General features: G+C 62.9%; 19 protein-coding genes and 6 pseudogenes (1 of these 25 running past the window's edge). 12 read left to right on the top strand and 13 right to left on the bottom strand.

Translation table 11 applies throughout. The features are described 5' to 3' along the window. Together BF95_RS19210 and BF95_RS19205 are read right to left on the bottom strand one after the other, a co-directional pair. The coding region (locus tag BF95_RS19210; RefSeq protein WP_043153553.1) for an ISAs1 family transposase at positions 1 to 271 on the bottom strand (271 nt) is incomplete at its 3' end. A 51-nt stretch (positions 272 to 322) separates the two neighbouring features. After that, positions 323 to 1,512, bottom strand: a pseudogene (locus BF95_RS19205) (CaiB/BaiF CoA transferase family protein). A gap of 181 nt (positions 1,513 to 1,693) precedes the next feature. Here BF95_RS19205 and BF95_RS19200 point away from each other — a divergent pair. The 5 genes and pseudogenes from BF95_RS19200 to BF95_RS19180 all read left to right on the top strand — a co-directional run bounded on the left by BF95_RS19200 (position 1,694) and on the right by BF95_RS19180 (position 7,217). Continuing rightward, positions 1,694 to 2,860 carry an acyl-CoA dehydrogenase family protein gene (locus tag BF95_RS19200; protein ID WP_043153551.1) on the top strand — a complete coding sequence of 389 codons (1,167 nt, stop codon included), beginning with the start codon at positions 1,694 to 1,696 and terminating at the stop codon, positions 2,858 to 2,860. Positions 2,861 to 2,874: 14 nt separating this feature from the next. After that, positions 2,875 to 3,767 (top strand): annotated as a pseudogene (locus BF95_RS19195) (HpcH/HpaI aldolase/citrate lyase family protein). Next, on the top strand, positions 3,764 to 5,026 hold the full coding sequence (locus BF95_RS19190) for an acetyl-CoA hydrolase/transferase family protein (protein ID WP_043153549.1): 1,263 nt from the start codon (positions 3,764 to 3,766) through the stop codon (positions 5,024 to 5,026). The pseudogene BF95_RS19195 and the gene BF95_RS19190 overlap by 4 nt, the downstream one beginning before the upstream one ends. A gap of 60 nt (positions 5,027 to 5,086) precedes the next feature. Beyond that, a pseudogene (locus BF95_RS19185) lies at positions 5,087 to 5,833 on the top strand (enoyl-CoA hydratase/isomerase family protein); the annotation flags it as partial. Positions 5,834 to 5,885: 52 nt separating this feature from the next. After that, positions 5,886 to 7,217, top strand: coding sequence for an aromatic ring-hydroxylating oxygenase subunit alpha (locus BF95_RS19180; protein WP_327195483.1), 1,332 nt, complete (start codon positions 5,886 to 5,888; stop codon positions 7,215 to 7,217). Between the two features lie 76 nt (positions 7,218 to 7,293). On the opposite strand, the gene BF95_RS19175 is transcribed toward BF95_RS19180, so the two are convergent. From BF95_RS19175 to BF95_RS19160, 5 genes are all read right to left on the bottom strand, one after another. Further along, positions 7,294 to 8,139: a TauD/TfdA dioxygenase family protein gene (locus BF95_RS19175; protein ID WP_043153545.1), complete on the bottom strand. Its 846-nt coding sequence runs from the start codon at positions 8,137 to 8,139 to the stop codon at positions 7,294 to 7,296. A 79-nt stretch (positions 8,140 to 8,218) separates the two neighbouring features. Then, positions 8,219 to 8,341 (bottom strand): hypothetical protein, encoded by a 123-nt coding sequence (locus BF95_RS30390; protein ID WP_268747185.1) that lies wholly within the window; start codon positions 8,339 to 8,341, stop codon positions 8,219 to 8,221. Further along, positions 8,338 to 8,793: a TetR/AcrR family transcriptional regulator gene (locus BF95_RS19170; RefSeq protein WP_235209867.1), complete on the bottom strand. Its 456-nt coding sequence runs from the start codon at positions 8,791 to 8,793 to the stop codon at positions 8,338 to 8,340. The genes BF95_RS30390 and BF95_RS19170 overlap by 4 nt, the downstream gene beginning before the upstream one ends. A gap of 67 nt (positions 8,794 to 8,860) precedes the next feature. Further along, on the bottom strand, positions 8,861 to 9,613 hold the full coding sequence (locus BF95_RS19165) for an SDR family NAD(P)-dependent oxidoreductase (protein ID WP_043153560.1): 753 nt from the start codon (positions 9,611 to 9,613) through the stop codon (positions 8,861 to 8,863). Positions 9,614 to 9,730: 117 nt separating this feature from the next. Then, positions 9,731 to 10,234, bottom strand: a complete 504-nt coding sequence (locus BF95_RS19160; RefSeq protein WP_043153543.1) for a nuclear transport factor 2 family protein — start codon at positions 10,232 to 10,234, stop codon at positions 9,731 to 9,733. Between the two features lie 201 nt (positions 10,235 to 10,435). On the opposite strand from BF95_RS19160, the gene BF95_RS19155 reads away from it, so the two are divergent. Continuing rightward, on the top strand, positions 10,436 to 11,899 hold the full coding sequence (locus tag BF95_RS19155; protein WP_043153542.1) for a carboxylesterase/lipase family protein: 1,464 nt from the start codon (positions 10,436 to 10,438) through the stop codon (positions 11,897 to 11,899). A 12-nt stretch (positions 11,900 to 11,911) separates the two neighbouring features. On the opposite strand, the gene BF95_RS19150 is transcribed toward BF95_RS19155, so the two are convergent. From BF95_RS19150 to ligK, 3 genes are read right to left on the bottom strand one after another with little or no spacing between them, the layout of a single operon-like run. Further along, positions 11,912 to 12,805: an amidohydrolase family protein gene (locus tag BF95_RS19150; RefSeq protein WP_043153540.1), complete on the bottom strand. Its 894-nt coding sequence runs from the start codon at positions 12,803 to 12,805 to the stop codon at positions 11,912 to 11,914. Beyond that, positions 12,802 to 13,866, bottom strand: coding sequence for a 4-oxalomesaconate tautomerase (locus tag BF95_RS19145; protein WP_043153539.1), 1,065 nt, complete (start codon positions 13,864 to 13,866; stop codon positions 12,802 to 12,804). The genes BF95_RS19150 and BF95_RS19145 overlap by 4 nt, the downstream gene beginning before the upstream one ends. Beyond that, positions 13,859 to 14,533 carry a 4-carboxy-4-hydroxy-2-oxoadipate aldolase/oxaloacetate decarboxylase gene (gene ligK / locus BF95_RS19140; protein ID WP_043153558.1) on the bottom strand — a complete coding sequence of 225 codons (675 nt, stop codon included), beginning with the start codon at positions 14,531 to 14,533 and terminating at the stop codon, positions 13,859 to 13,861. Before ligK ends, BF95_RS19145 begins: the two co-directional genes overlap by 8 nt. Positions 14,534 to 14,639: 106 nt before the next feature. On the opposite strand from ligK, the pseudogene BF95_RS19135 reads away from it, so the two are divergent. The 6 genes and pseudogenes from BF95_RS19135 to BF95_RS19110 form a co-directional block, all read left to right on the top strand. After that, positions 14,640 to 15,790 (top strand): annotated as a pseudogene (locus tag BF95_RS19135) (LysR substrate-binding domain-containing protein). Between the two features lie 64 nt (positions 15,791 to 15,854). Then, complete coding sequence (locus BF95_RS19130) at positions 15,855 to 16,733, top strand: DUF1932 domain-containing protein (protein ID WP_043153537.1); 879 nt, start codon at positions 15,855 to 15,857, stop codon at positions 16,731 to 16,733. Then, positions 16,730 to 17,752 carry an amidohydrolase family protein gene (locus tag BF95_RS19125; protein ID WP_043153534.1) on the top strand — a complete coding sequence of 341 codons (1,023 nt, stop codon included), beginning with the start codon at positions 16,730 to 16,732 and terminating at the stop codon, positions 17,750 to 17,752. The genes BF95_RS19130 and BF95_RS19125 overlap by 4 nt, the downstream gene beginning before the upstream one ends. After that, positions 17,749 to 18,201 carry a protocatechuate 4,5-dioxygenase subunit alpha gene (gene ligA, locus BF95_RS19120; RefSeq protein ID WP_043153533.1) on the top strand — a complete coding sequence of 151 codons (453 nt, stop codon included), beginning with the start codon at positions 17,749 to 17,751 and terminating at the stop codon, positions 18,199 to 18,201. The genes BF95_RS19125 and ligA overlap by 4 nt, the downstream gene beginning before the upstream one ends. 1 nt (position 18,202) lies before the next feature. Continuing rightward, positions 18,203 to 19,099 carry a class III extradiol dioxygenase subunit beta gene (locus BF95_RS19115; protein ID WP_037475068.1) on the top strand — a complete coding sequence of 299 codons (897 nt, stop codon included), beginning with the start codon at positions 18,203 to 18,205 and terminating at the stop codon, positions 19,097 to 19,099. A gap of 91 nt (positions 19,100 to 19,190) precedes the next feature. Further along, a pseudogene (locus tag BF95_RS19110) lies at positions 19,191 to 20,123 on the top strand (Gfo/Idh/MocA family oxidoreductase); the annotation flags it as partial. Between the two features lie 69 nt (positions 20,124 to 20,192). Here the strand turns inward: BF95_RS19110 and BF95_RS19105 are convergent. The 3 genes and pseudogenes from BF95_RS19105 to BF95_RS19095 form a co-directional block, all read right to left on the bottom strand. Further along, a complete protein-coding gene (locus BF95_RS19105) occupies positions 20,193 to 20,420 on the bottom strand; it encodes a hypothetical protein (protein ID WP_081764218.1) in 228 nt (75 codons plus the stop codon). 31 nt (positions 20,421 to 20,451) lie between these two features. Beyond that, positions 20,452 to 21,323, bottom strand: a pseudogene (locus tag BF95_RS19100) (helix-turn-helix domain-containing protein). 3 nt (positions 21,324 to 21,326) lie between these two features. Then, positions 21,327 to 22,175 carry the 3' portion of an MFS transporter gene (locus BF95_RS19095; RefSeq protein WP_043153555.1) on the bottom strand. 444 nt of this gene lie beyond the right edge of the window, so the window shows 849 of its 1,293 coding nt (coding positions 445–1,293); its start codon lies beyond the right edge, outside the window — the gene reads right to left on this strand; it ends in the stop codon at positions 21,327 to 21,329.

The following is a 22,175-nucleotide window of genomic DNA, read 5'->3' as shown; positions in this document are numbered from 1 at the left end:
TAAAGCGTGCAAACGCCGCCTCGAACGGTTCGGGATCGAGCAACCGGAAGACCCGGCTGAACGTGTCGTGGCTCGGTGGACCATGCTCCAGATCCACCACCTGACGCAGCAGGCCCAGCTTGGCACGGGCAAACTCCGCCATATCCGTACAATCTTCGGCACCGCACAGAACCGCCGCAAGCGCAACGAAGATCAGTTCGAGAAGATTGTGCCGCGCATTGCCCGCGCGCGGATCGTCAACCTCACCGAAATATGCCGAAAAATCATCCATCGGTCGCCTCCAACTATGGAGACCACCCAAGAATCCCATTCGATCAATCGTTCAAGCCCATATGCGATTCCCCTGCCCTACAGGGGAGGAATGGCGTAATTCCCCCCGCACCGCGTCCCCATGCGCGCCCAGCCCCGGCGCACCGCCAGCGACCTTCCCCGGCGTCGCGGAAAACCAGGTCGGAACGCCCGGAAAGCGTACCGCACCATGCTCGGTCTCCACCGTTTCAAAAAAGCCGATGGCGTTCAGATGGTCATTCTCGAACAGCTCATCCGTCGTCCGCAACGGTGCGGCGGGAATATGCAGCGAGGCCAGCAAATCCAGCCATTCCTGCGTCGTGCGCTGCGCGAATGTCCCACCCAGCAAGCCATAGACGCGGTCGATCTGCTTCGCCCGCTTGGGCAGGCTGTCGAACTCTTCGCTCGCCCATTCCGGCTCCACCGCGCCGATAAAGGCGTTCCAATGCTTGTCATTATAAACCAGCGCCGCGATATGCCCGTCCTTGGTCGCATAGGGTTTGCGGTTGCGCGCGACCACGCGGTGATAATGGGCGGGGCCGATCGGCGGATCGAACATCGCGCCACTGGCATGTTCGGTCAGCATGAAGGCGGCCATCGTTTCGAACATGCCCACTTCCACCTCCTGCCCCTCGCCGGTGCGCTCGCGGTGGAACAGCGCCATCATGGTCGCGTACAGGCCGGTCAGCCCCGCCACCTTGTCGGCAATGATCGTCGCCATGAAATCGGGCTTGCCGGTCATCAGCGCCTGTAGATGCGGGATGCCGCATTCGGCCTGGATGGTATCGTCATAGGCGGCTTGTCCGCCTCCGGCCCGCGCCGACTATAGCCATAGCAATTGGTGTAGACGATGTCGGGCTTGATCGCCCTGACCGCGGCATAGTCGAACCCCAGTCGCGCGATCGCCTTGCCCCGCATCGAATGAATGAAGATATCGGCCGTCGCGATCAGTGCACGCAGCACATCCTTGTCCGCTTCGCGCGTCAGGTCCAGCACGATGCTGCGCTTGCCGCGATTGACGTTGGTGAACACGCCGCCCAGATCCGGCGCATTGCCGCCATTGATATAGCGGGTCTGGTCGCCACCGCCCGGCGGCTCCACCTTGATGACGTCCGCGCCCATATCGGCCATGATCTGCGTCGCATAGGGGCCAAAGACCATCGCGGTCAGATCGACCACCCGCACGCCTGTCAGCGGCCCACCATGACCCTTTGGCTCGCCCATGTCTCTCTCCTGTTCCATGCCGTCGGGCTAGGACAGGCGGCGCGGCGACGCCATGGCCAACCACTTCGCCCCACCGATATGTCGGATGTTGAACAGTCGTTCGATTGTGCGCTCCATCCCCCGCTGATACCCAAAAGGCCGACCATCAGGACCGCCCCTTGCGGCAATCGGGACCAGAAACGTGGATTTTGCCTTTACCGACGACCAGCAGAATATTCGCGACGCCGTGCTGGCCCAATGCAGCCAGTTCAGCGACGATTATTGGCTCGCGCGCGATCGGGATGCCCAATATCCGGTCGAGTTTCATACCGCGATGGCGCAGGCGGGTTGGCTGGGCGTCGCCATGCCGGAATCGGTGGGCGGCGCGGGCCTTGGCATCACCGAAGCGGCCATCATGATGCAGGCGGTGGCCGAAGCGGGCGGCGGCATGACGGCGGCCTCCACCATCCATGGCCCGGTATTCAGCCTCGAACCCATCGACCTGTTCGGCACCGAGGAACAGAAGCAGCGCATGATCCCGCCGATCCTGTCGGGCGCGGAAAAAATGTGTTTTGCCGTCACTGAGCCCAATACCGGGCTGGACACGACCAAGCTCAAGACCCGCGCCGTGCGCGAGGCGGGCGGCTATCGCGTCAATGGCGAAAAAATCTGGATCACCAACGCGCATGTCGCCGACCGGATGATGCTGCTAGCGCGGACGACGCCGATCGATGACGTGGAGAACAAGACCCACGGCCTGTCGCTTTTCTATACCAAGCTCGACCGCAATAGAATCGAGCATCAGCTGATCCCGAAGATGGGCCGTCATGCGGTCGGCTCCAACATGCTGTTCATCAACGACCTCTTCATCCCCGAAGAGGACCGCATCGGCGAGGAGGGGCAGGGCTTCCGCATCATTCTGAAAGGGCTGAACCCCGAACGCATTTTACTCGCGGCCGAAGCGGTGGGCATTGGCCGCAACGCGATCCAGCGTGCCGCCCGCTATGCCCGCGAACGCATCGTGTTCGATCGGCCGATCGGCATGAATCAGGGGATTCAGCACCCGCTCGCCAAATGCTGGGCGCAGTTGGAAGCCGCCAATCTGATGGTGATGCAGGCCGCGACCAAATTCGACAAGGGCGAGGAATGCGGCGTTGAAGCGAACGCCGGCAAATATCTCGCCGCCGAATTTGCGTTTGAGGCCTGCCATACCGCCATGCTGACGCTGGGTGGCATGGGCTATGCCCAGGAATATCATGTCGAACGGCTGCTGCGCGAAGTGCTGATTCCACGCACCGCGCCGGTCAGTCCGCATATGATCCTTAACTTTCTCGCCGAAAAAGTGTTGGACTTGCCCAAATCCTACTGACCGGAGAGAAGATCATGTCCACCCCCGCCACCCTTGCGATCAAGATGCGCTCCTGGCTGTTCGCGCCGGGCGATAGCGAGAAGAAGATGGCCAAGCCGCCGACAGCGCGGCGGACATCGCGCTGTTCGATCTGGAAGATGCCGTCACGACCGAAAATAAGGTGCTGGCGCGCCAGCTGGTCCATGATTGTCTGGCCAGCCGCCCTGAAGGCCGGGACCGTTTGTGGGTCCGGGTCAATCCGCTCGACGGTCCCCATACGCTGCTCGATCTCGCCGCGATCATGCCCGCGCGCCCCGGCGGCATCATGCTGCCCAAAGTCGATGGGCGGCAGGATGTGGAGCGGCTCGACCATTATCTCTCCGCGCTTGAAGTCGCCAATGGCATTGATGAAGGCTCGACCCCGCTGATCGTGCTGGTCACCGAAACGGCGAAAGCGATGTTCCATACGGGCGATTATAAGGGCGCGCCGCGCGTCGTTGCGCTCACTTGGGGCGCGGAGGATCTGGCCGACTCGATCGGCGCCAGCAGCAACCGCAATGACGACGGCAGCTATGGCTTCACCTATGAACTGGCGCGCTCCATGTGCCTGCTCGGCGCAGCGGCCGCCGGCGTCACCGCGATCGAAACGATCCAGAGCGATTTCCGAGATCTCGAAGGGTTGAAGGCCCGTGCGGAAAAAGTACGGCGCGATGGCTATCGCGGCATGCTGGCAATCCATCCCGCGCAGGTCGATGTGATCAACGCCGCCTTCACGCCCACTGAGGAAGAAATCGCGCACGCGCTTGAAGTGGTTGATATATTTGCGAAAAATCCGGGCGTCGGGGCGATCGGCTATAAGGGCGGGATGCTCGATCGTCCCCATCTCAGCCGCGCCGAGCATTTACTCCGACAAGTAGGACGATTGTGAAAAGCGAAACCAGTGTCCGCTTCGCTGTACACTTAAAGGCCGGCGACCATATCGTCATCGGCCAAGCCTGTGGCGAACCCACGACCCTGGTCGAGGCGCTGATCGAACAGGGCCGCGATATTCCGGGCCTGTCCGCCTTCATCGCCACCAGCTTTTCCGGCCTCTTCACCCCTGCCACCGCCGACAGCTTCGCCCTGTCCAGCATGGGCGCGATCGGCGCGCTGCGGTCCATGACCAAGGCGGGCAAGCTGCAGGTCATTCCCGTCCATGTCAGCCAGGTCGGCCCACTCATCACCGCCGGGATCATCCCCTGCGACGTAGCGATGATCCAGGTCAGCCCGTCCGACGAACAGGGCAATTATAGCTGCGGCCTGATCAGCGATTATGTCCGCGCCGCCGTCGACAAGGCGCGGGTCGTCATCGCCGAAATCAACGAAGCGGTCCCCTTCACGCCTGGCGAAACCATCCCGGCCTCGGCGATCGACGTCGCCATCCCCGTCAACCGGCCGCCGGTCCAAGTCGCCCCTGCCGCGATCGGCCCGACCGACGAAGCCATCGCCCGCCACTGCGCCGCCTATATCGGCGACGGCGCGGTGATCCAGACGGGGGTCGGGGCCGTTCCCGACGCGATCCTGCGGCTGCTGCACGACCGCAAGGATCTGGGCGTCCATTCCGGCATGCTGGGCGATGGCCTTGTCGAACTGGTGGAGGCTGGCGTCATCACCAACGCCCGCAAGGAGGTCGACCCCGGCGTCTCGATCAACGGCGCGCTCATCGGCACGAAGCGGCTCTACGACTGGGCGCATCGCAACCCGGCCATCCGCATGTGCGCGACCAGCTACACCCATGATGCCGCGATCTTGGGCCGGCTCTCACGCCTGGTCACGATCAATAGCGCGCTGGAGGTGGATCTGACCGGACAGGTCAATGCCGAACAATCGGGCGCGGTCTATCTGGGCGGCACGGGCGGGCAGGTGGACTTCGTCCGCGCTGGTGCCAGATCGCCGGGCGGCCGATCGATCATCGCTTTGTCAGCGTCGGCCAAGGGCGGCACGCTCAGCAAGATCGTCGCCCAACTCTCCGGCCCGGTCACCACCGCTCGCACCGACGTGGACGTGATTGTCACCGAATATGGCGCGGCTGAACTCAAGGGGCAAAGCCTTGCCGAACGCACCCGCCGCCTGATCGCCATCGCCCATCCAGACTTCCGCGAGGAATTGGACCGGGCCGCCCATATCATCGCGCAAAGGGGGTTTTAGATGGAGCCACGCCGCTCAAAGCCTGAAATCCTCCCCTGCCAGGGGAGGAATGTCAGCGACATGACCGACGCCATCCTCTTCGACGCCCGCCCCGATGGCATTGCCGTCTTGACGATCAACCGCCCCGACCAGCGCAACTGCCTCAGCCGCGAAGTGCGCGAAGGCTTGCGTGCGGCATGGGACAGGTTCGAAACGGACCCGGCGCTGCGCGTCGCCATCCTGACAGGATCGGGCGACAAGGCCTTCTGCGCGGGTGGCGACCTCAAGGAAATGGTCGAAACCGGCATGACCGTTCCGCCGCGCGCCATGTTCCCGCTCCCTTACGACACGATCGAACTGAGCAAGCCCACGATCGCCGCCGTCAACGGCGTTGCCTTTGCAGGCGGCTGGATGATCGCACAGGCCTGCGACCTGTGCGTCGCCAGTAGCACCGCGCGCTTTGCCATCACCGAAGTCAAGGTCGGCCGATCCTCCCCTTGGGCGTCCCCGCTCATCCACATGATCCCGCAGCGGATCATGATGGAGATCATCCTGACCGGCAAACCGATCACTGCGCAGCGCGCTTATGAGATCGGTCTCGTCAACCGCCTGGCCGAACCCGAAGCACTGCTGGACGCCGCCATCGCGCTTGCCGCCGAAATATTGGACGGCGCGCCTTTGTCGGTGAAGGCGGGCCGCGACACGGTGATGCTGGCGACCGAGATGGGCCGCTCCGCTGCCCTCCAGGCCGCCCGTGCCGCGTCGGAATACACCTACCAAAGCGAAGACGCACAGGAAGGCCCCCGCGCCTTCGCGGAAAAAAAAAAAAAAAAAACGCCCGCCCCGGTGGCAGGGCCGATAGATGACAAGCGAGGATGCCATGACAGATCTGACACAGCCGGTCACCGTCCCGGCCGATGCCTATATATCGCCCGATTATGCCCGCGCCGAACAGGACCGATTGTGGCGCAAGGTCTGGCTGCAGGCCGCCCGGTTGGAGGACATTCCCAATGTGGGTGATTTTGTCACTTACGATATCCTTGAAGACTCGGTCATCGTCATGCGGGCTGGTCCCGACGAATTGCGTGCCTTTCATAATGTCTGCCCCCATCGTGGCCGCCGTCTGATCGACACGCCAGCGGGCGCTCGCAACGCACGCGGCAACCGCACCAGTATCATCTGCGGCTTCCACGGCTGGACCTTCGATCGAGCCGGGCAATGCACCTTCGTCAACCATCAGGATGATTGGCAGGGCAAGCTGACCGCGGAACGCACCGCGCTGGGCAAGGTACGGGTCGACACATGGGGCGGCTGGGCATGGATCAGCCTTGGTCCCGACGGGGAGTCGCTGACCGACTATCTGGGCGTCGTGCCGGGCATGCTCGATCCCTTCGGCCTCCAGAATATGCGCTATCGCTGGCGCAAATGGATCATTTTCGACTGCAACTGGAAAGTCGCGCTCGAAGCCTTCAGCGAAACCTATCATGTCCAGACCACCCACCCCGAATTCAATGCCTTCGGCGAATTTCGCGGTTGGGCGCGCCAACATGGCCTGCACAGCAATATCGGCTATGACGCGCCCAAGAATATGGACGAAAACCAGGCCAAACTGCGTGTCGGATCGGGTGAAGACCCGCGCCTCTCGACGGCGGAGATGCAGCTCTTCACCTGGGAAAATGCCAACACCAATACGACCATGACGCTGGTCAACGCGGCGCAGCGGTTGAAGGATGAGCTGCCCGAAGGCACTCCCGCGCCGCAGGTGTTGCAGCATTGGTTGGCCACTGCCCGCGCCGACGACGCCAAGCGCGGCGTCATCTGGCCGGTGGTCGAGCCATCCCATACCGCAAAAAGCGGGACCGCCTGGCAGATCTTCCCCAATTTCCAGATCGGCCACGCCGTCAACAACATGCTCTGCTATTCGGCCCGTCCCTATCAGGGCGACCCGGACAAATGTATTTTCGAGGCGGCGGTATTCGAGTTGTTCCCCGACGGCGAAGCACCCGCGACCGACTGGGAATATACCAAACCCGAAGAATGGCCGCCGGTCCTGCAACAGGATTTCACCAACATGGCCGCCGTCCAGCAGGGTATGAAGAATGTAGGCTTCCGCGGCACCCAGCCCAATCCCTATATGGAGCGCTCGGTCGCCAGCCTGCACCAGAATCTGGCGCGTTACATGGGCACCGGGGCACCAAAGTCGATCGATTAAATATCTGAGATGCCTATTGAAAAGCCCGCCGCCATATCTGGCGACGGGCTTCTAACTGGCCCGCGCTGAAGCCGTCTTATTCGAACGGTTCTTCGCCCTGCAACTTGGTGCGGTGCATCATGCGGTTGGAGCTAGGATCATAGGCCTCGGCGCGGTGCATGGTGCCGGTATTGTCCCAGATCACCAGATCGCCGACGCTCCATTCATGGCTGTAGCTGAATTCTTCCTGCGTCGCCCATTCGCGCAGGCCGACCAGAATTTTCGCACTTTCCATGGAGGTCACGTCTTTGACACGATGTGCGGTGCAACCAAGGACCAGCGACTTGCGGCCCGATTTGTGGTTCCATACCAGCGGCAGCTCATTCTCACCAATGCGCTGCATCCCCTCAATCTTGGCGAGGCTGGGTTCGGGCTCATAATAGAAGACCGTCGCCCACACCGAATGGATCACGCGCAGCTTCTCATACTCCGCTTTCTGCGCGTCGCTCAGCGCTTCATAGGCGGCATAGGTGTTGCAGAAGCCGGTATTGCCGCCCCAGGGCGCCTTGACCTTGCACGACAGCAGCGACGCCAGGATCGGCGTGTCGTTCATCGTGCCGTCGATATGCCAGTAGAGCGAGCCTTTGAGATATTCGGCGCTCTGCGGGTTTTCCTTCACGTCGAGCGTGATCTTGTGAATCTTGTGGTTGGTGCCGTCCTGCATTTCGGGCGCGAATGTGCCGAGCGTCTTGGTGAAGGCGATCTGCTCGTCATCGTCGAAATCGATCTTGGGAAACACCAGCACTCCGCGCTGTTCCAGCAATTCACGGAGCTGCGGTCCCAGATCGCCCGCCAGCAATTCCGCCTTGCTGTTCAGGATGCGGCTACCGATGTTCGGCTTGATCTCTTCATGCGCCATGCGCGTGATTGCAGTGCTTGCCATGTCCGACTCTCCTCAGTCTTCCCTATGTCTTGAACACATGTTCAGCATGGGGTCGAAAAAAAGTCAACATGTCTCATTTTTAGGCGAGGAGCTTATCCAGCCAGCGTTCGACCGCGTGGCGCGCATCGTCATGCCCAGCGCTGACGTCGAGCCCCTTTTCCATGACCAACGCCCGTCCTGCACTCGCGAGCAGCACACTCATGGCCGCAGCGTCATGCCTTGCTCGGCCAGTTTCGGACCAAGCAGCCGGTCGAGACAGGCGGTCTGGCGCGCGCGCATCGCTTCGCTGTGGCGCGTGATTTCTGCGCGGATTGCCTTGCGGTGATTGGCCAGCGCGACAAACTCCATCGCCAGCGCCGTGCGGCTGGTATCGGTAAAGAAGCGCCACAGCGCGCGCACCGGATCGTCGCTGGCCAGCGCCTGGTCGATCATCGCATCACTTTGCTGCGCGCCGCGCCGGAATACGGCAAGCAGCAGGTCATCGGTGGTGGGGAAATAATAATGCACCAGTGATGGCGGCAATTCCGCGCGCAGGGCAACGCGCCGCGAACTGGCGGCGGCATAGCCTTCATCGCGGATCACCTGTTCGGCAGCGTCGACGATGCGGGCGCGGGTTTCGGAGCTTTCGGCTCCAATGCGACGTTTCTGGACCATGGTGCCAGCATAAGAGCCGATGGCGCGCACGCAAGGCGCTTGGGGCACGACGCTCTTCTGTTCGGGCTTAATGCGATCCCATATAGCGGCCGCCATTGGTGCTAATCGTCTGGCCGGTAATGTAGCTGGCCTCCTCCGACGCCAGATAGGCGCAGGCGGCGGCAATATCCTCCGGCTTGCCCACCCGCTTCATCGGCAGGGTCTGGGCAAAGGCATCGACGTCGATCGGCGCCGCGCGCAGCATGGGCGTGTCGATGAAGCCAGGTGGCACCATGTTGAACGTCACGCCGCTGGCGGCGAATTCCAGTGCCAGCGCCTTGGTCATGCCCATCAATCCGCCCTTGGACGAGACATAATGGCCCTGGGCAAAGGAACCGGACTGGACCGAGGAGGAAGTGATGTTGATCACACGGCCCCATTGGGCGGCGAGCATGTCGGGCAAGACTTCCTTGGTCAGCAGATATGGTCCGCGCAGGTTGATGTGGATGACCTTGTCGAACAGGTCGTCCTCAATCTCCATGAATGGGGTGAAGGGCGCGATGCCGGCATTGTTGACCAGGATGGCGACGGGGCCGAGCGTGGCGCGGGTTTCCTCCGCCGCCGCGTGGATGGCGGCCTTGTCCGAACAGTCGGCGGCGATGGCAATGGCGCTGCCACCGGCATCCTCGATCATCTGCGCGGTTTCGGCGGCACCTTCGGCATTGATGTCCCAGATGGCGATCTTCGCCGTGTCTTCGGCTAGGCGGATGGCGATGGCCCGCCCGATACCCGACCCCGCGCCCGTCACCACCGCGACCTTGCCATTGAGAGAGCGTGTCATCGAAAAATCCTTCCTGCCATGCCGACCATTTCGTCGTTTGAACGGGTGATCAACATCGCCGCCGACGCTGTCAAGCAAGGCCTGGTTTGATCGCCTCGGCGAACCGGCGGCGGAGCGTCAATGACGCGCAAACAAAGCCGCGGGAAGCACTGCGTAAGTCGCGTCCTGGGTGGGATCAGGCTTTTCGCCATGATCGGCGGCCGGAAGCAGCATCTTCATGTCGAACTGGACGTCGCGCCGCGCGAACAGCCAGCGGCCGTTTTCCTTGCGATAATTATCCACATAGCGGACGCTTTGGACGTCATGCGCGAGGCCACCCTTGCCATCGGGGATCAGGTGCCAGGCGATGGCGTAGACTTCACCTTGCGCCGTGTCGCCATCGACGCTGATCAGATGATTGCAGATATGGTGACTGCCGATATGCATGTGGGGCAGCGACCGTTCGAGAAAGGCGTAGTAGTTCGTGACCGGGCCGCTCGAATAAGGGCCGTGATTATCGATCGCATCGTCCGTATAGAGCGTGCGCAGCAGCGCGAGATCCTTGCGATCGACGCCACGCGAATAAAGCTGCGCCAGCTGTCGTATCTCTTCCTTGGTGACCAGTTCTGCAAGCGCTTCCATATCGTCTCTCCGGTGATTTTGGGCGAGGCTAGCTGCAAATCCGGGCGTTCGTCAGCCTTCTTGGATCTGCGTGACGTCCGACCAGCCCGATATCGGTACGGCGATCCGCTGCATGAACAAAAGCGTGTTGGGCGGGCGATGATGGTGCGATAGGCGTGGGGCGTGATGCGGTGCGACGTCGCCGCAGGAGAGGGGAGTGCCATGAACAATCAGGTCGTCGCTACGCAGTCTGGTCTCGTTCGCGGGTCAAGCGCCCAAGGTGCACGGCGCTGGCTGGGCATACCCTATGCGCAAGCCGCCCGCTTTACCGCGCCTGTCGCAGCCCCGACATGGGCCGACGTGCGCGATGCGACCGTACCGGGTCCACAATGCCCGCAAATGTATGGCAACGCGGCAAAGCGCGCGCGGATCGCCCAGCCGGATTTTTCCGAAGATTGTCTTACCGTCAACATCTACGCACCGGACGATCTGGGCGAAGATGAACGTCTGCCCGTCTATGTCTGGATTCACGGCGGGGCTTTCGTCGCGGGCAGCGGCAACAGCTATGACGGCTCCCAACTCGCACGCGATGGACGGATCATCGTCGTCACGATCAATTATCGCGTCGGTGTACTGGGTTTCGTAAATCTTGGGGCCGCGCTGAATAGCGCAGATATTCCCTCCAACCTCGGCCTGCGCGACCAGATTTTCGCGCTGACATGGGTGCGGACCAACATCGCCGCCTTCGGCGGTGATCCGGATCGGGTGACGATCGGCGGGCAATCCGCCGGGTCAATGTCTGTCTCGCTGCTGCTGCACGTTCCGGAAGCGCGGCCGTTGTTTCAGCAGGCGATCATGCAGAGCGGTGCCGTCAGCCTGATCCATAGTCAGGCGAAGAGCGAGGCCATCGGCCGCCAATATACCGCGGCACTGGGTGCAGGCGGACGCGACCTTGGGGCACTGCAGGTGCTGAATTTGGACACCCTCTTTGAGGCGCAGGCGGCTGTCGGCGCGGCCAATCCGGGGACTATTCCCGCATCGCCCTGGCTGGACGGCGATCTGGTGCCGGGGACGCTCGCGGCCATTCAGGAGGCACAGGCCGCGCCAGTGCCGTTGCTGGCCGGAGCGACGCGCGACGAGGTACGATTGTTCGAGTTGATGCCCGGCGATATTCTGCCAACCAGTTGGTCCGCGCTGGAAACGCTGTTGCGCGGGCAATTGGGGCTGGAACAAACGCAGGCGATATTGGCCACCTATCCGCGCACCAAGGCGGGGCGGCGGGCGCTGGCCAGTGACCTGACGTTCGTCATGCCGACCCGTCATTTCGCTGATCGCCATGCCGCGCACAGCCCGACCTGGTTCTACCGCTTCGATTATGCGCACCCTATCGCCGGGGCGACCCATGGGCTGGACCTCACGCTGACATGGCCGATGCACGGGTTGCGCGCTGCGCTGGCGCGGGGGGGACGGATGACCGGGCAGCGTGCCGCCTTGGGCCAAAGGATGACGCGGCATATTGCCCATTTCGTGCGGCATGGTGGGCCGGAGGAGGATTGGCCCGCCTATGATGCCGCCCAGGGTCAGGTAAAGATATTCAACCTGGTCGATCGGGTCGAAGCCCGGCCCGATGCGGATCGCTGGCGCGCATGGGCGGGGCAGGACGTGGGCGTCGGGCTGGTCGCCTGACGCCATAGTCCGTCAGGCGACATTTTCCTCCGGCCAGTAGAGGTGCATCGGATTGTCGATCAGCAATTTGCGCTGCAACTCTGCGGTTGGCGCGATGCGCGGGATCATGTCCACCAGATGGCCGTCGTCGGGGATCGCATCCTGCATATTGGGGTGCGGCCAGTCGGTGCCCCACAGCACGCGGTCTTGATAATCGACGACGAGCGGCGCGACCGCATCGGCAAAGGCGTTCCATGGGTCGCCATTCGGATCGAGGCGGTCGGGACAGGTGGCCTTGAACCAAATGTCGTCGCGGGAATCGAGAAAGGCGCGAAAGGCCTTCATATCCGCGCCGTCCGGTCCCTGGGTCACGTCGGGGCGGCCCATATGGTCGATCACGAGGGGCACGGGGATGGCGTCCATGAAGGGGCGCAATTCTTCGAGGATATCCGCCTCGAAATAGATGACGACATGCCAGCCGGCAGGCAGGCGGCTAGCGACTTCCAGAAACTTGTCCTTGGGTGCGTCGTCGACCAGGCGCTTGAGGAAATTGAAGCGAATGCCGCGGATGCCGCCGTCATGGAGGGCCAGGAGGTCAGCCTCCGAGATCGCCGGATCGACCACCGCGACGCCCCGTGCTTTGCCATTCGACTTGGCGATGGCGTCTAGCGTCGCGCTATTGTCGGTGCCGTGGCAGCTGGCCTGGACGATGACGTTGCGGGTAAAGCCGAGATGGTCGCGCAGGGCGAACAGCATATCCGGCCCGGCATCTTCCGGCAGATATTTCGCCTTCGCGCTGAACGGGAAGTCCGCCATCGGCCCGAACACATGGCAGTGCGCGTCGATCGCCCCGGGGGGCGGGGTGTAAATCGGTTTGGACGGGTTGCCGTGCCAGGAAATGACGCGATCGGACGTTGCGGCGCTCATGCGAAAATCTCTCCATCCATCAGCTTGCGGGCTGTGCGCAGCATGGCGGCGCTGGTGACCGTGCCGCTCCCGTCCAATTCCATGACGCAGGTGGTTTCGCCGGTGGGATGTTCCACCGACAGCGTCTTGCGCGAACCATCGGGGATATTTGCCACCTCAGCCGCCGGTGAACCTTCGATCAGGCAGGCCGTCGCGACGCTGACCGCGCCCAGCACGCCGATCGACGCATGCGCGCGATGGGGGATGAAGCTGCGGACCGTGACCGCGCCACCATTGCGGGGCGGGGCGACCAGCATCATCTTGGGCACCGACTTTTTCGTGACGTCGCCAAGGTTCATGCGTTCGCCGACGGCGAGGCGGATCTTCTCGATCCGGGCTTTCAAGTCGCTGTTCTTGTCGAGCGTATCGCGATCTTCATAGCCGGTAATGCCGACATCGCGCGCCTGCATCACGACGCAGGGCATGCCATTGTCGATCAGGGTGACGCGGATCCCCTCGACTTCGTCATAGGCATTGCCGGTCGGCAGGAGCGCGCCGCAGGAGGAGCCGGCCGTGTCGCGAAACTCGAGCGGGATGGGGGCGGAACTACCGGGCACGCCGTCGATGCGAGCATCGCCATCATAGCGGACGATGCCGCCGGGCGTCTGGACCGTGGCGATAGCGATCTGGCCGGTATTTTCCATGAAGATGGCGACCCGCGTTTCGTCCTGTTGCGCGGCAACGAGGCCGCGCTCGATCGCGAAGGGACCGATTCCGGCGAGGATATTGCCGCAATTCTGCGCGTCGCTGACGATCGCCTGATCGACAAAGACCTGGAGAAAGAGATAGTCGATATCGACGCCGTCTCTGGCGGACTTCTTCACGACCGCGACCTTGCTGGTCAGCGGGTCGGCCCCCCCCATGCCATCGATCTGGCGGGGATCGGGCGATCCCATGGCGCGCAGCAGGAAGGCGTCGCGGGCGGCGGTGTCGGCGGGGAGGTCGTCGGCCAGGAAATAGCCGCCCTTCGACGTGCCGCCGCGCATCCACATGACCTTAGCGGAGGCAGGGGTCTCAGACATATTTGAGACCCATTTCTTCGAGGCGGGGGCGCATATTATAGATGTCGAGGCCGAGTTCGCCTGCGGCCAGGCGGACGCGCTTGGCTTCTTCGGCGGCTTCGCGGGCCTGCGCCTTCTCCAGCACGGCAACGGCGTCGGCGCGCGGCACGACGCACACGCCGTCATCATCAGCGATGATCACGTCGCCCGCGTTGACCAGCGCATTGGCGCAGACGATCGGGACATTGACCGACCCCAGCGTGCCCTTGATCGTGCCCTGGGCGTGGACCGCTTTCGACCAGACCGGGAAATTCATCTGCTTCAAGTCGCGCAGGTCGCGGACGCCCGCGTCGATGATCAGGCCGCGACAGCCGCGCGCCTGGGCGGACGTCGCGAGCAGGTCGCCGAAATAGCCATCGGTGCAGGGGCTGGTCGGCGCGAGGACAAGGATGTCACCTTCCTTGAGCTGTTCGATCGCGACATGGACCATCCAATTGTCGCCGGGCGGGGCGGAGATGGTGACGGCGCTGCCCGCGATCCGGGCACCGGGATAGATGGGGCGCATATGCGGGGCTAGCAGGCCGGTGCGGCCCTGCGCTTCATGGACGGTGGCGACGCCGCACTGGGCGAGACCGTCGATGACGGAAAGGTCCGCCCGTTCGATATTCTGGACGACGATGCCGGACATGGGCGCTTGCTCCTCTTTCCTAAACCAGACAGCGACATGGACAATAGTGGCGTCATGCTCAAATCCGTTCTGGCGCGGCTGCATAAAATTTTGCTAATTGTCAAAAATGCAGGTCGATCAGTTCAATATCCGGCATCTTGCCGCAATGGCCGCCGTGGTGGAGCAAGGCAGCGTCAGCCTGGCGGCGCGGGCGGTGAACCTGACCCAGCCTGCGGTGACCCAGGCATCGCCAAGCTGGAGGCGCAACTGGGCGCGGCTTTGTTCGAGCGGCGACCCGGCGGGATGGTGCCGACGCCGGTCGCGCTACGTTTCAAGCCGCGCGTCGATGTGGCGTTGCGGTTGATCGGCAGCAGCCGGGTGACGGCCGCGCAAATCCGGGCCTTCGTCGCGCTGGCGCGGAGTGGCAGCTATGCGGCGGCGGCGGTGCAGGCCGGGGTGGCGGAGCCGTCGTTGCACCGCGCGGTCGGCGATTTGGGACTGGCGCTGGGGGTGCGGCTGGCCGAGCGGCGGGGGAGGGGTCTGATGCTCACGCGCGCTGGCGTGACGCTGGCGCGCCGATTGCGGCTGGCGCTCGCCGAGTTGCGCCAGGGGCTGGAAGAGATTGCCGAACTGATGGGGCAGGATAGCGGGCGGATATTGGTGGGCGCCATGCCGCTTAGCCGCGCGCGGCTGCTGCCGCTGGCGATCACCAGCTTTCGCCGGGACTTTCCGCAGGTCGATATTTCCGTGGTCGAAGGGTCGCATGCCGAACTGGTGGGCCCGTTGCGCGATGGCGAGATCGACATGATGGTCGGCGCATTGCGCGATGCGACAATCGGGCTGGATCTGGTGCAGCAACCCTTGTTCGAGGATCGGCCGACCATTTTCGCGCGGGCAGGGCATGTGCTGGAGCAGGGCTGGAATGGCGATGATCTGCGGCGCTTTCCCTGGATATTGCCGCCCGAGGGCACGCCGCTGCGCCAGCTATGGCAGGCGATGTTCGCGGCGCTGGGTGGCGACCTGCCTGCCGTGCCGATCGAGTGCGGCTCTGTGATGACGGTGCGGCAATTGCTGGTGAGCGGCGACTATCTCACCTTGTTGTCCGTCGATCAGTTGCGCGTCGAACTAGACAGTGGGATGCTGGCCGATATCGGCCCCGCGCCCGGCGAGATCAGCCGCACCATTGGCGTCACCAGTCGCGCCGATTGGCGACCGACCCGGTTGCAGCAACAGTTCATGGCGGCGATCGAACAGGCGGTCGCAACCATGAATTCGTAAAATCTTATGATACGCCCCCGGATATGATTGGCCGGGCGGGATACAATCCGGCATGCCCTTTCCCATGGAGCAGGAAGTCGGTCTTATCGGGTTTGGCGAGGCAGGGTCCACCTTTGCACTGGCGGGGGATTGGGCTGCGGCCGCCCATGTCTATGATGCCAAGACCGATGCGGCGGCCACGCGCGACGCCATGCTGGCGGCCTATAGGCAGGCGGGCGTGCTGCCCGCGCATTTTCTGGAAGACGCGCTGGATGGCGTCGGGCTGGTCCTGTCGCTGGTGACGGCGGACCAGGCGCTGGCGGTGGCCGAGGCAGCCGCGGCGATGATTGCGCCGGGCGCGCTCTATTGCGACATGAACAGCGTTGCGCCGCAGACCAAGCAGGCGGCGGCGCACGCGATCGAGGCTGCGGGTGCGCATTATGTCGATGTGGCGGTCATGGCGCCGGTTGATCCGGCGCGACTGAACGTCCCCTTGTCGCTGAGCGGCGGACGCGCTGACGAAGCGCAGGCGCGGCTGGCGGCGCTGGGCTTTGCCAAAATTCGAGTCGTGGGTGCCGATGTCGGGCGGGCTTCATCGATCAAGATGATCCGCTCGGTCATGGTCAAGGGCATGGAAGCGCTGACCGCCGAATGCGTGCTGGCGGCCGAGGCGGCGGATGTGCTTGACGAGGTGCTGGCATCGCTCGACGCGAGCGAGAAGGCGAAGCCTTGGGGTGCGCGGGCCGACTATAATCTCGACCGGATGCTGGTGCATGGCCTGCGCCGTGCGGCCGAGATGCATGAATCCTCGCAGACGCTGCTGGGTCTAGGCATTTCGCCAATGATGACTGAAGGCACAGTAAATTGGCAGCGAGCCATCGGTGAATTAGGTTTGGCCGCGCCTGACAGCCTCTCCGCAAAACTTGAAGCGATCAAAGCTCGCAGGAAGGAACTGGGCGCATGAGCCTGATTATCGATTGCCATGGCCATTATACGGTGTTGCCAAAGGGCCATGACGCCTGGCGCGAAGAGCAGAAGGCCGCGTTCAAGGCGGGTACGCCCTGTCCGCCCTATCCCGACATCAGCGACGCGGACATTCGCGAGACGATCGAGGCGAACCAGTTGCGGCTGATCAAGGAACGCGGCGCGGACCTGACGATCTTTTCGCCGCGCGCGTCGGCCATGGCCCCGCATGTCGGCGACGAGGCGATGGCCAAGGAATGGGCGATGCGCTGCAACAACCTGATCGCACGGGTCGTTGCGATGTTCCCTGAAACCTTCGTCGGCGTGTGCATGTTGCCGCAATCGCCCAAGGCCGACATGAGCAATTCTATCACCGAGCTCGAACGCTGCGTCGAGATGGGCTTCATAGGCTGCAACCTCAATCCCGATCCGGGCGGCGGGCATTTCACCCATCCGCCGCTGACCGACCGCTATTGGTATCCCTTCTATGAAAAGATGGTCGCGCTGGACGTCCCGGCGATGATCCATGTGTCGGGCAGCTGCAATCCCGCGATGCACGCGACCGGCGGCTATTATATCGCCGCCGATACCATCGCCTTCATGCAGCTTTTGGAAGGTGATCTGTTCAAGGATTTCCCGACGCTGCGCTTCATCATTCCGCATGGCGGCGGCGCTGTGCCCTATCATTGGGGGCGCTATCGCGGCCTCGCCGACATGCTCAAGAAGCCGGACCTGTCGACGCATTTGATGAACAACATCTTTTTCGACACCTGCGTCTATCACCAGCCGGGCGTCAATTTGTTGGCCGATGTGATCGACAACAAGAATATCTTGTTCGGGTCGGAAATGGTCGGCGCGGTGCGCGGTATCGATCCCACCACTGGCCACTATTTCGATGACACCAAACGCTATGTCGATGCGCTGGAGATTAGCGATGCCGAGCGCGCCGCGATTTTCGAGGGCAATGCCCGCCGGGTGTTCCCGCGCCTTGATGCCCAGTTGAAGGAGAAGGGACTATGATAACAGAAGATCCCAAGCACCAGGATATCCATGAATATCTGGCCGAGATGGAAGATATCCCCGGCACCCGTGTCTTTACCGCCAAGCGGGCGCGGCAGGGCTATCATATGAACCAGTTTGCGATGAGCCTGATGAAGGACGAGAATCGCACCCGGTTCAAGGCCGATGAGCGCGCCTATATGGACGAATGGCCGCTGACGCAGGACCAGAAGGAAGCAATGCTGGCGCGCGATTATAATCGCTGCCTGGACCTCGGCGGCAATGTCTATTTTCTGGCGAAGCTGTTTTCGACCGATGGTATTCCGTTCGCCGAAGCCGTCAGCACCATGACGGACATGGAATTCCCGCAATATCGCGAGATGATGATGAACGGTGGCCGCTCGCCCGAAGGCGTGCGGTCGATCAGGGCCAATGAAGCTGCGGCTGCGGCCAAGAATGAGGATCGCTGATATGGCGCGAATTACTGCTGGTGTGGCGTCGAGCCATGTGCCGCTGCTGGGTGTGGCGTCGGACTTCAACAAGGATCGGGACGAGTATTTCGGCCCCATTTTCGCGGGCTATGACTGGACGCGCGAATGGGAGAAGGCCGAAAAGCCCGATGTCATCATCCTCGTTTATAATGACCATGCCTCCGCCTTCGACATGAAGATCATCCCGACCTTCGCGATCGGCTGTGGCGAGCGCTACAAGTCGGCCGATGAAGGCTGGGGCCCGCGTGCCGTGCCGGACGTGGAGGGGCATCCCGACCTCGCCTGGCATATCGCGCAGAGCCTGGTGCTGGACGAATTCGACATGACCATCATCAACGAGATGGATGTCGACCATGGCCTGACCGTGCCGCTTTCCATGATGTTCGGCAAACCCGACGCCTGGCCGTGCAAAGTCGTGCCGCTGGCGGTGAACGTCGTCACCTATCCGCCGCCATCGGGTAATCGCTGCTGGGCGCTGGGCGAGGCGGTGCGTAAAGCGGTCGAGAGTTTCCCCGAAGATCTGAATGTTCAGATATGGGGCACCGGCGGCATGAGCCATCAGTTGCAAGGGCCGCGCGCGGGGCTGATCAACAAGGAATGGGACAATAAATTCCTGGACGGGCTGATCGGTGACAGCGATCATCTGCGTCGGATTCCGCATATCGAATATCTGCGCGAAACGGGCAGCGAAGGTATCGAGATGGTGATGTGGCTGGTGATGCGCGGGGCGCTGGGCAAGAAGACCCGCGCGCTGCATCGCCATTATCATGTGCCTTGCTCCAACACCGCGATCGGCCATCTGGTGCTGCGCCCGGATAATGGCGAAGGGCTGGACATGACCGGAAGCGATACGGTGACGGCGATCGCGGCGGAGTAAGCCTCTTCATGAAGGGTGCAGGCTCGCTTGGCTCGCACCCACCCCTTCCCCCTCCCTTGAAAGGGAGGGGCTTGAATATACGGAGTTTCTCATGCGTATTGCCCTGGCTGGCGCAGGTGCCTTTGGCGAAAAGCATCTGGATGGCCTCAAGAATATCGATGGCGTGACCGTGACGTCGCTGGTCGGTCGTCGGCTGGATGCGACCCAGGCGATTGCCGATAAATATGGCATTGGCCATGCGACCACCGAATTGGCCGATACGCTGGCGCGCGACGATGTCGACGCGGTGATCCTGTGTACGCCGACGCAAATGCATGCGGCGCAGGCCATCGCCTGCATGGATGCGGGCAAGCATGTGCAGGTCGAAATTCCGCTGGCTGACAGCTGGGCTGATGCGCAGGCGGTGCTGGCCAAGCAACAGGAAACGGGCCTTGTCTGCATGGTCGGGCATACGCGACGGTTCAACCCCAGCCACCAATATGTCCATAATCTCATCACCGCAGGCGATCTGAACATTCAACAGATGGATGTGCAGACCTATTTCTTCCGCCGCAAGAATATCAATGCCAAGGGTGAAGCGCGGTCGTGGACGGACCATCTTCTGTGGCACCATGCCGCGCATACGGTCGACCTGTTCGCCTATCAGGCGGGCAAGATCGTGTCGGCCCATGCGATGCAGGGGCCGATCCATCCCGAATTAGGGATCGCCATGGACATGTCGATCCAGTTGAAGAGCGAAAGCGGGGCTATCTGCACCCTGTCGCTGTCGTTCAACAATGACGGGCCGCTCGGCACCTTCTTCCGCTATATCGGCGACACCGGCACCTATATCGCGCGCTACGACGATCTGGTTAATGGTAAGGAAGAGCCGATCGACGTGTCGAAGGTGGACGTGTCGATGAACGGCATCGAGTTGCAGGACCGCGAATTTATCGGCGCGATCCGCGAAGGCCGCGAGCCCAATTCGAGCGTCGCGAAGGTCTTCGACTGCTATCGCGTGCTGGGCGAATTGGAACAACAGCTCGTCTGTTCGACATCCCTTCGGGGTCGCACGAAAGGGCGCAGTCGGGGCAACCGGCTGCGCTCTTTTGCGTCAGGCCGTTAGCAGCGGATGCGCCATGCGCAGATCGTCGAGCATATTTTCTATGAGCGCGACATCCGCGATCGTGCCGGTCGGCGTCGCGTTCCAGTTGCAATGGGGGTGGGTGGCGCGGCTATACACGCGCAGCGGGCCGATCACCCGGCGCCAGTGATGCTTGCTGCTGCCATGGTCGCGAACCAGTCGGGCGACGAGCAGGTCGATGAGCTTGTCGGTCGTCATGCGCCAACCCTTAAAGGTGCGGGCCGGTGCGTCAACTCTCGCGCGCGGCGCGCCAGCTGCGCGGCGGCTGGCCGACATGGCGGGCGAAGAAGCGCGAAAAATAGGCGGGATCTTCGAAGCGACGGCATAGGCGATGTCGGTGACCGACAGCTGGGAATAGAGCAGCATCCGGCGCGCCTCCAATAATGCGCGGTCGTCGAGCATCTGCGCGGGCGAACTGTTCGCCACGCGGGCGCACGCTTGGCGCAGGGCCGTGAGGCTGACGCCGAGCGCGCGGGCATGCGCGGATACGGGCTCGCGCAGGCGGAAGCGCTGGTCGATCCGTTCCCGCAGGCGCGCGACCAATGCGGCCTGGCGCGGGTTGCCGGGCTGCGCCTGCTGGCCCAAGGCAGCATGGCGCAAGGCCAGCACCATGAGATGCAGCAAGGCGGATTCGACCGCCGCGCGCTGGCCCGGCCCGGCCCAGCTTAACTCCTGGTCCATGCGGGCGATGGCGTCTTCGGCTGCGGCGCGGTCCGATCGAGGAAGCGCGACGGCCTGGGGGTGGGCGAAGAGAGGAACGAGATCCGCATCGCGCAGGACGAGGTGGCGCAGATAGCTGTCGGCGATGGTGACCACGGCACCGCGCGATTCACTGGCCCAGCTAAAACCATGGACGATGCCTGCCGGGATCAGCAAAAGGCAGGGGGCATCGAAGCGGACCGCAGCCTCCTCCGCCTGCATCGCCCCGCCACCTTCCGCGATCAGGATGATATGATTGAGGTCGCGATGGACATGAGGGCGGATCGTCCATTCGCTAGGACGCGAGCGATCGTCCAGACTTTCGACATGCACGAATCCCTCCGCAACGCTGCGCTGCGGCTCGCCATAGAGATAGAAGCTGGGGACGGGCGAGGCGGTCATGGCTTATCGGCGTGGGCGCAGCGCCAGCAGCAATCCCGCGCCCAGCAACGATCCCGACGCCATGACGATGGCGACGAGTGGCAGTGTGAAATCAAGGCTGAACAGGAAGCCGGCCAATATCGGCCCCAACGCTGCGCCGCCCCGACCGACGCCGATGACGATGCCGGTCCCGCCCGCGCGCACGGCCGTAGGAAAGGACTGGGCGATCAGCGCGTATAGGCCCACGACCGCAGCGTTCGTGAAGAAGCCGGCGGATGCCGCAATCAAGCTGAGGCCAGACAGTGTCGTCTGTTCCTGGCCGAACAACGTGACCATGATGGTCGATGCAACCATGGTAATGATGACCAGAGGGCGGACAGCGATGCGCCAGCTTAGGATGCTCAGCAACAACGCGCCCAACAAGCCGCCGACATTGGCCCAGACCAGCACACCGCCCGCGCTGGACGGAAGATAGCCCATATCGACGACGATCTTGGGCACCCATTTCAGGATGAAGTAGAAAGTCATGATGTGGCAGAAATAGGCCAGTGTCAGCAGGATGGTGGTGCGGGCCAGGCCGGGGGCGAACAGCGCGGCAAAAGAGGGTTTGGGCGCGGCCGCGTCCAGCGGCGGCAATGCCGTGGCAGGGGGGTGGCCCATGCGGGCCAGCAGGCGATTGATCTTCAACAGCGCGCCTTGCGGTCGTTTCTGGACCAGGAAACCGATCGATTCGGGCAACAGCCACAGCGACAGCGGCAGGAACAGGGCGGTGACGATGCCCCCGAACAGGAAGATATCGCGCCAATCACCCGCGATCAGCAGATAGGAGGCGACCGATCCGCCCAGTATGGCGCCGACCGGATAGCCCGCCGC

The sequence above is a fragment of the Sphingobium sp. Ant17 genome, assembly GCF_000588875.1.
Classification (GTDB): domain Bacteria; phylum Pseudomonadota; class Alphaproteobacteria; order Sphingomonadales; family Sphingomonadaceae; genus Sphingobium.
This window is presented reverse-complemented; position numbering and strand designations above follow the sequence as displayed.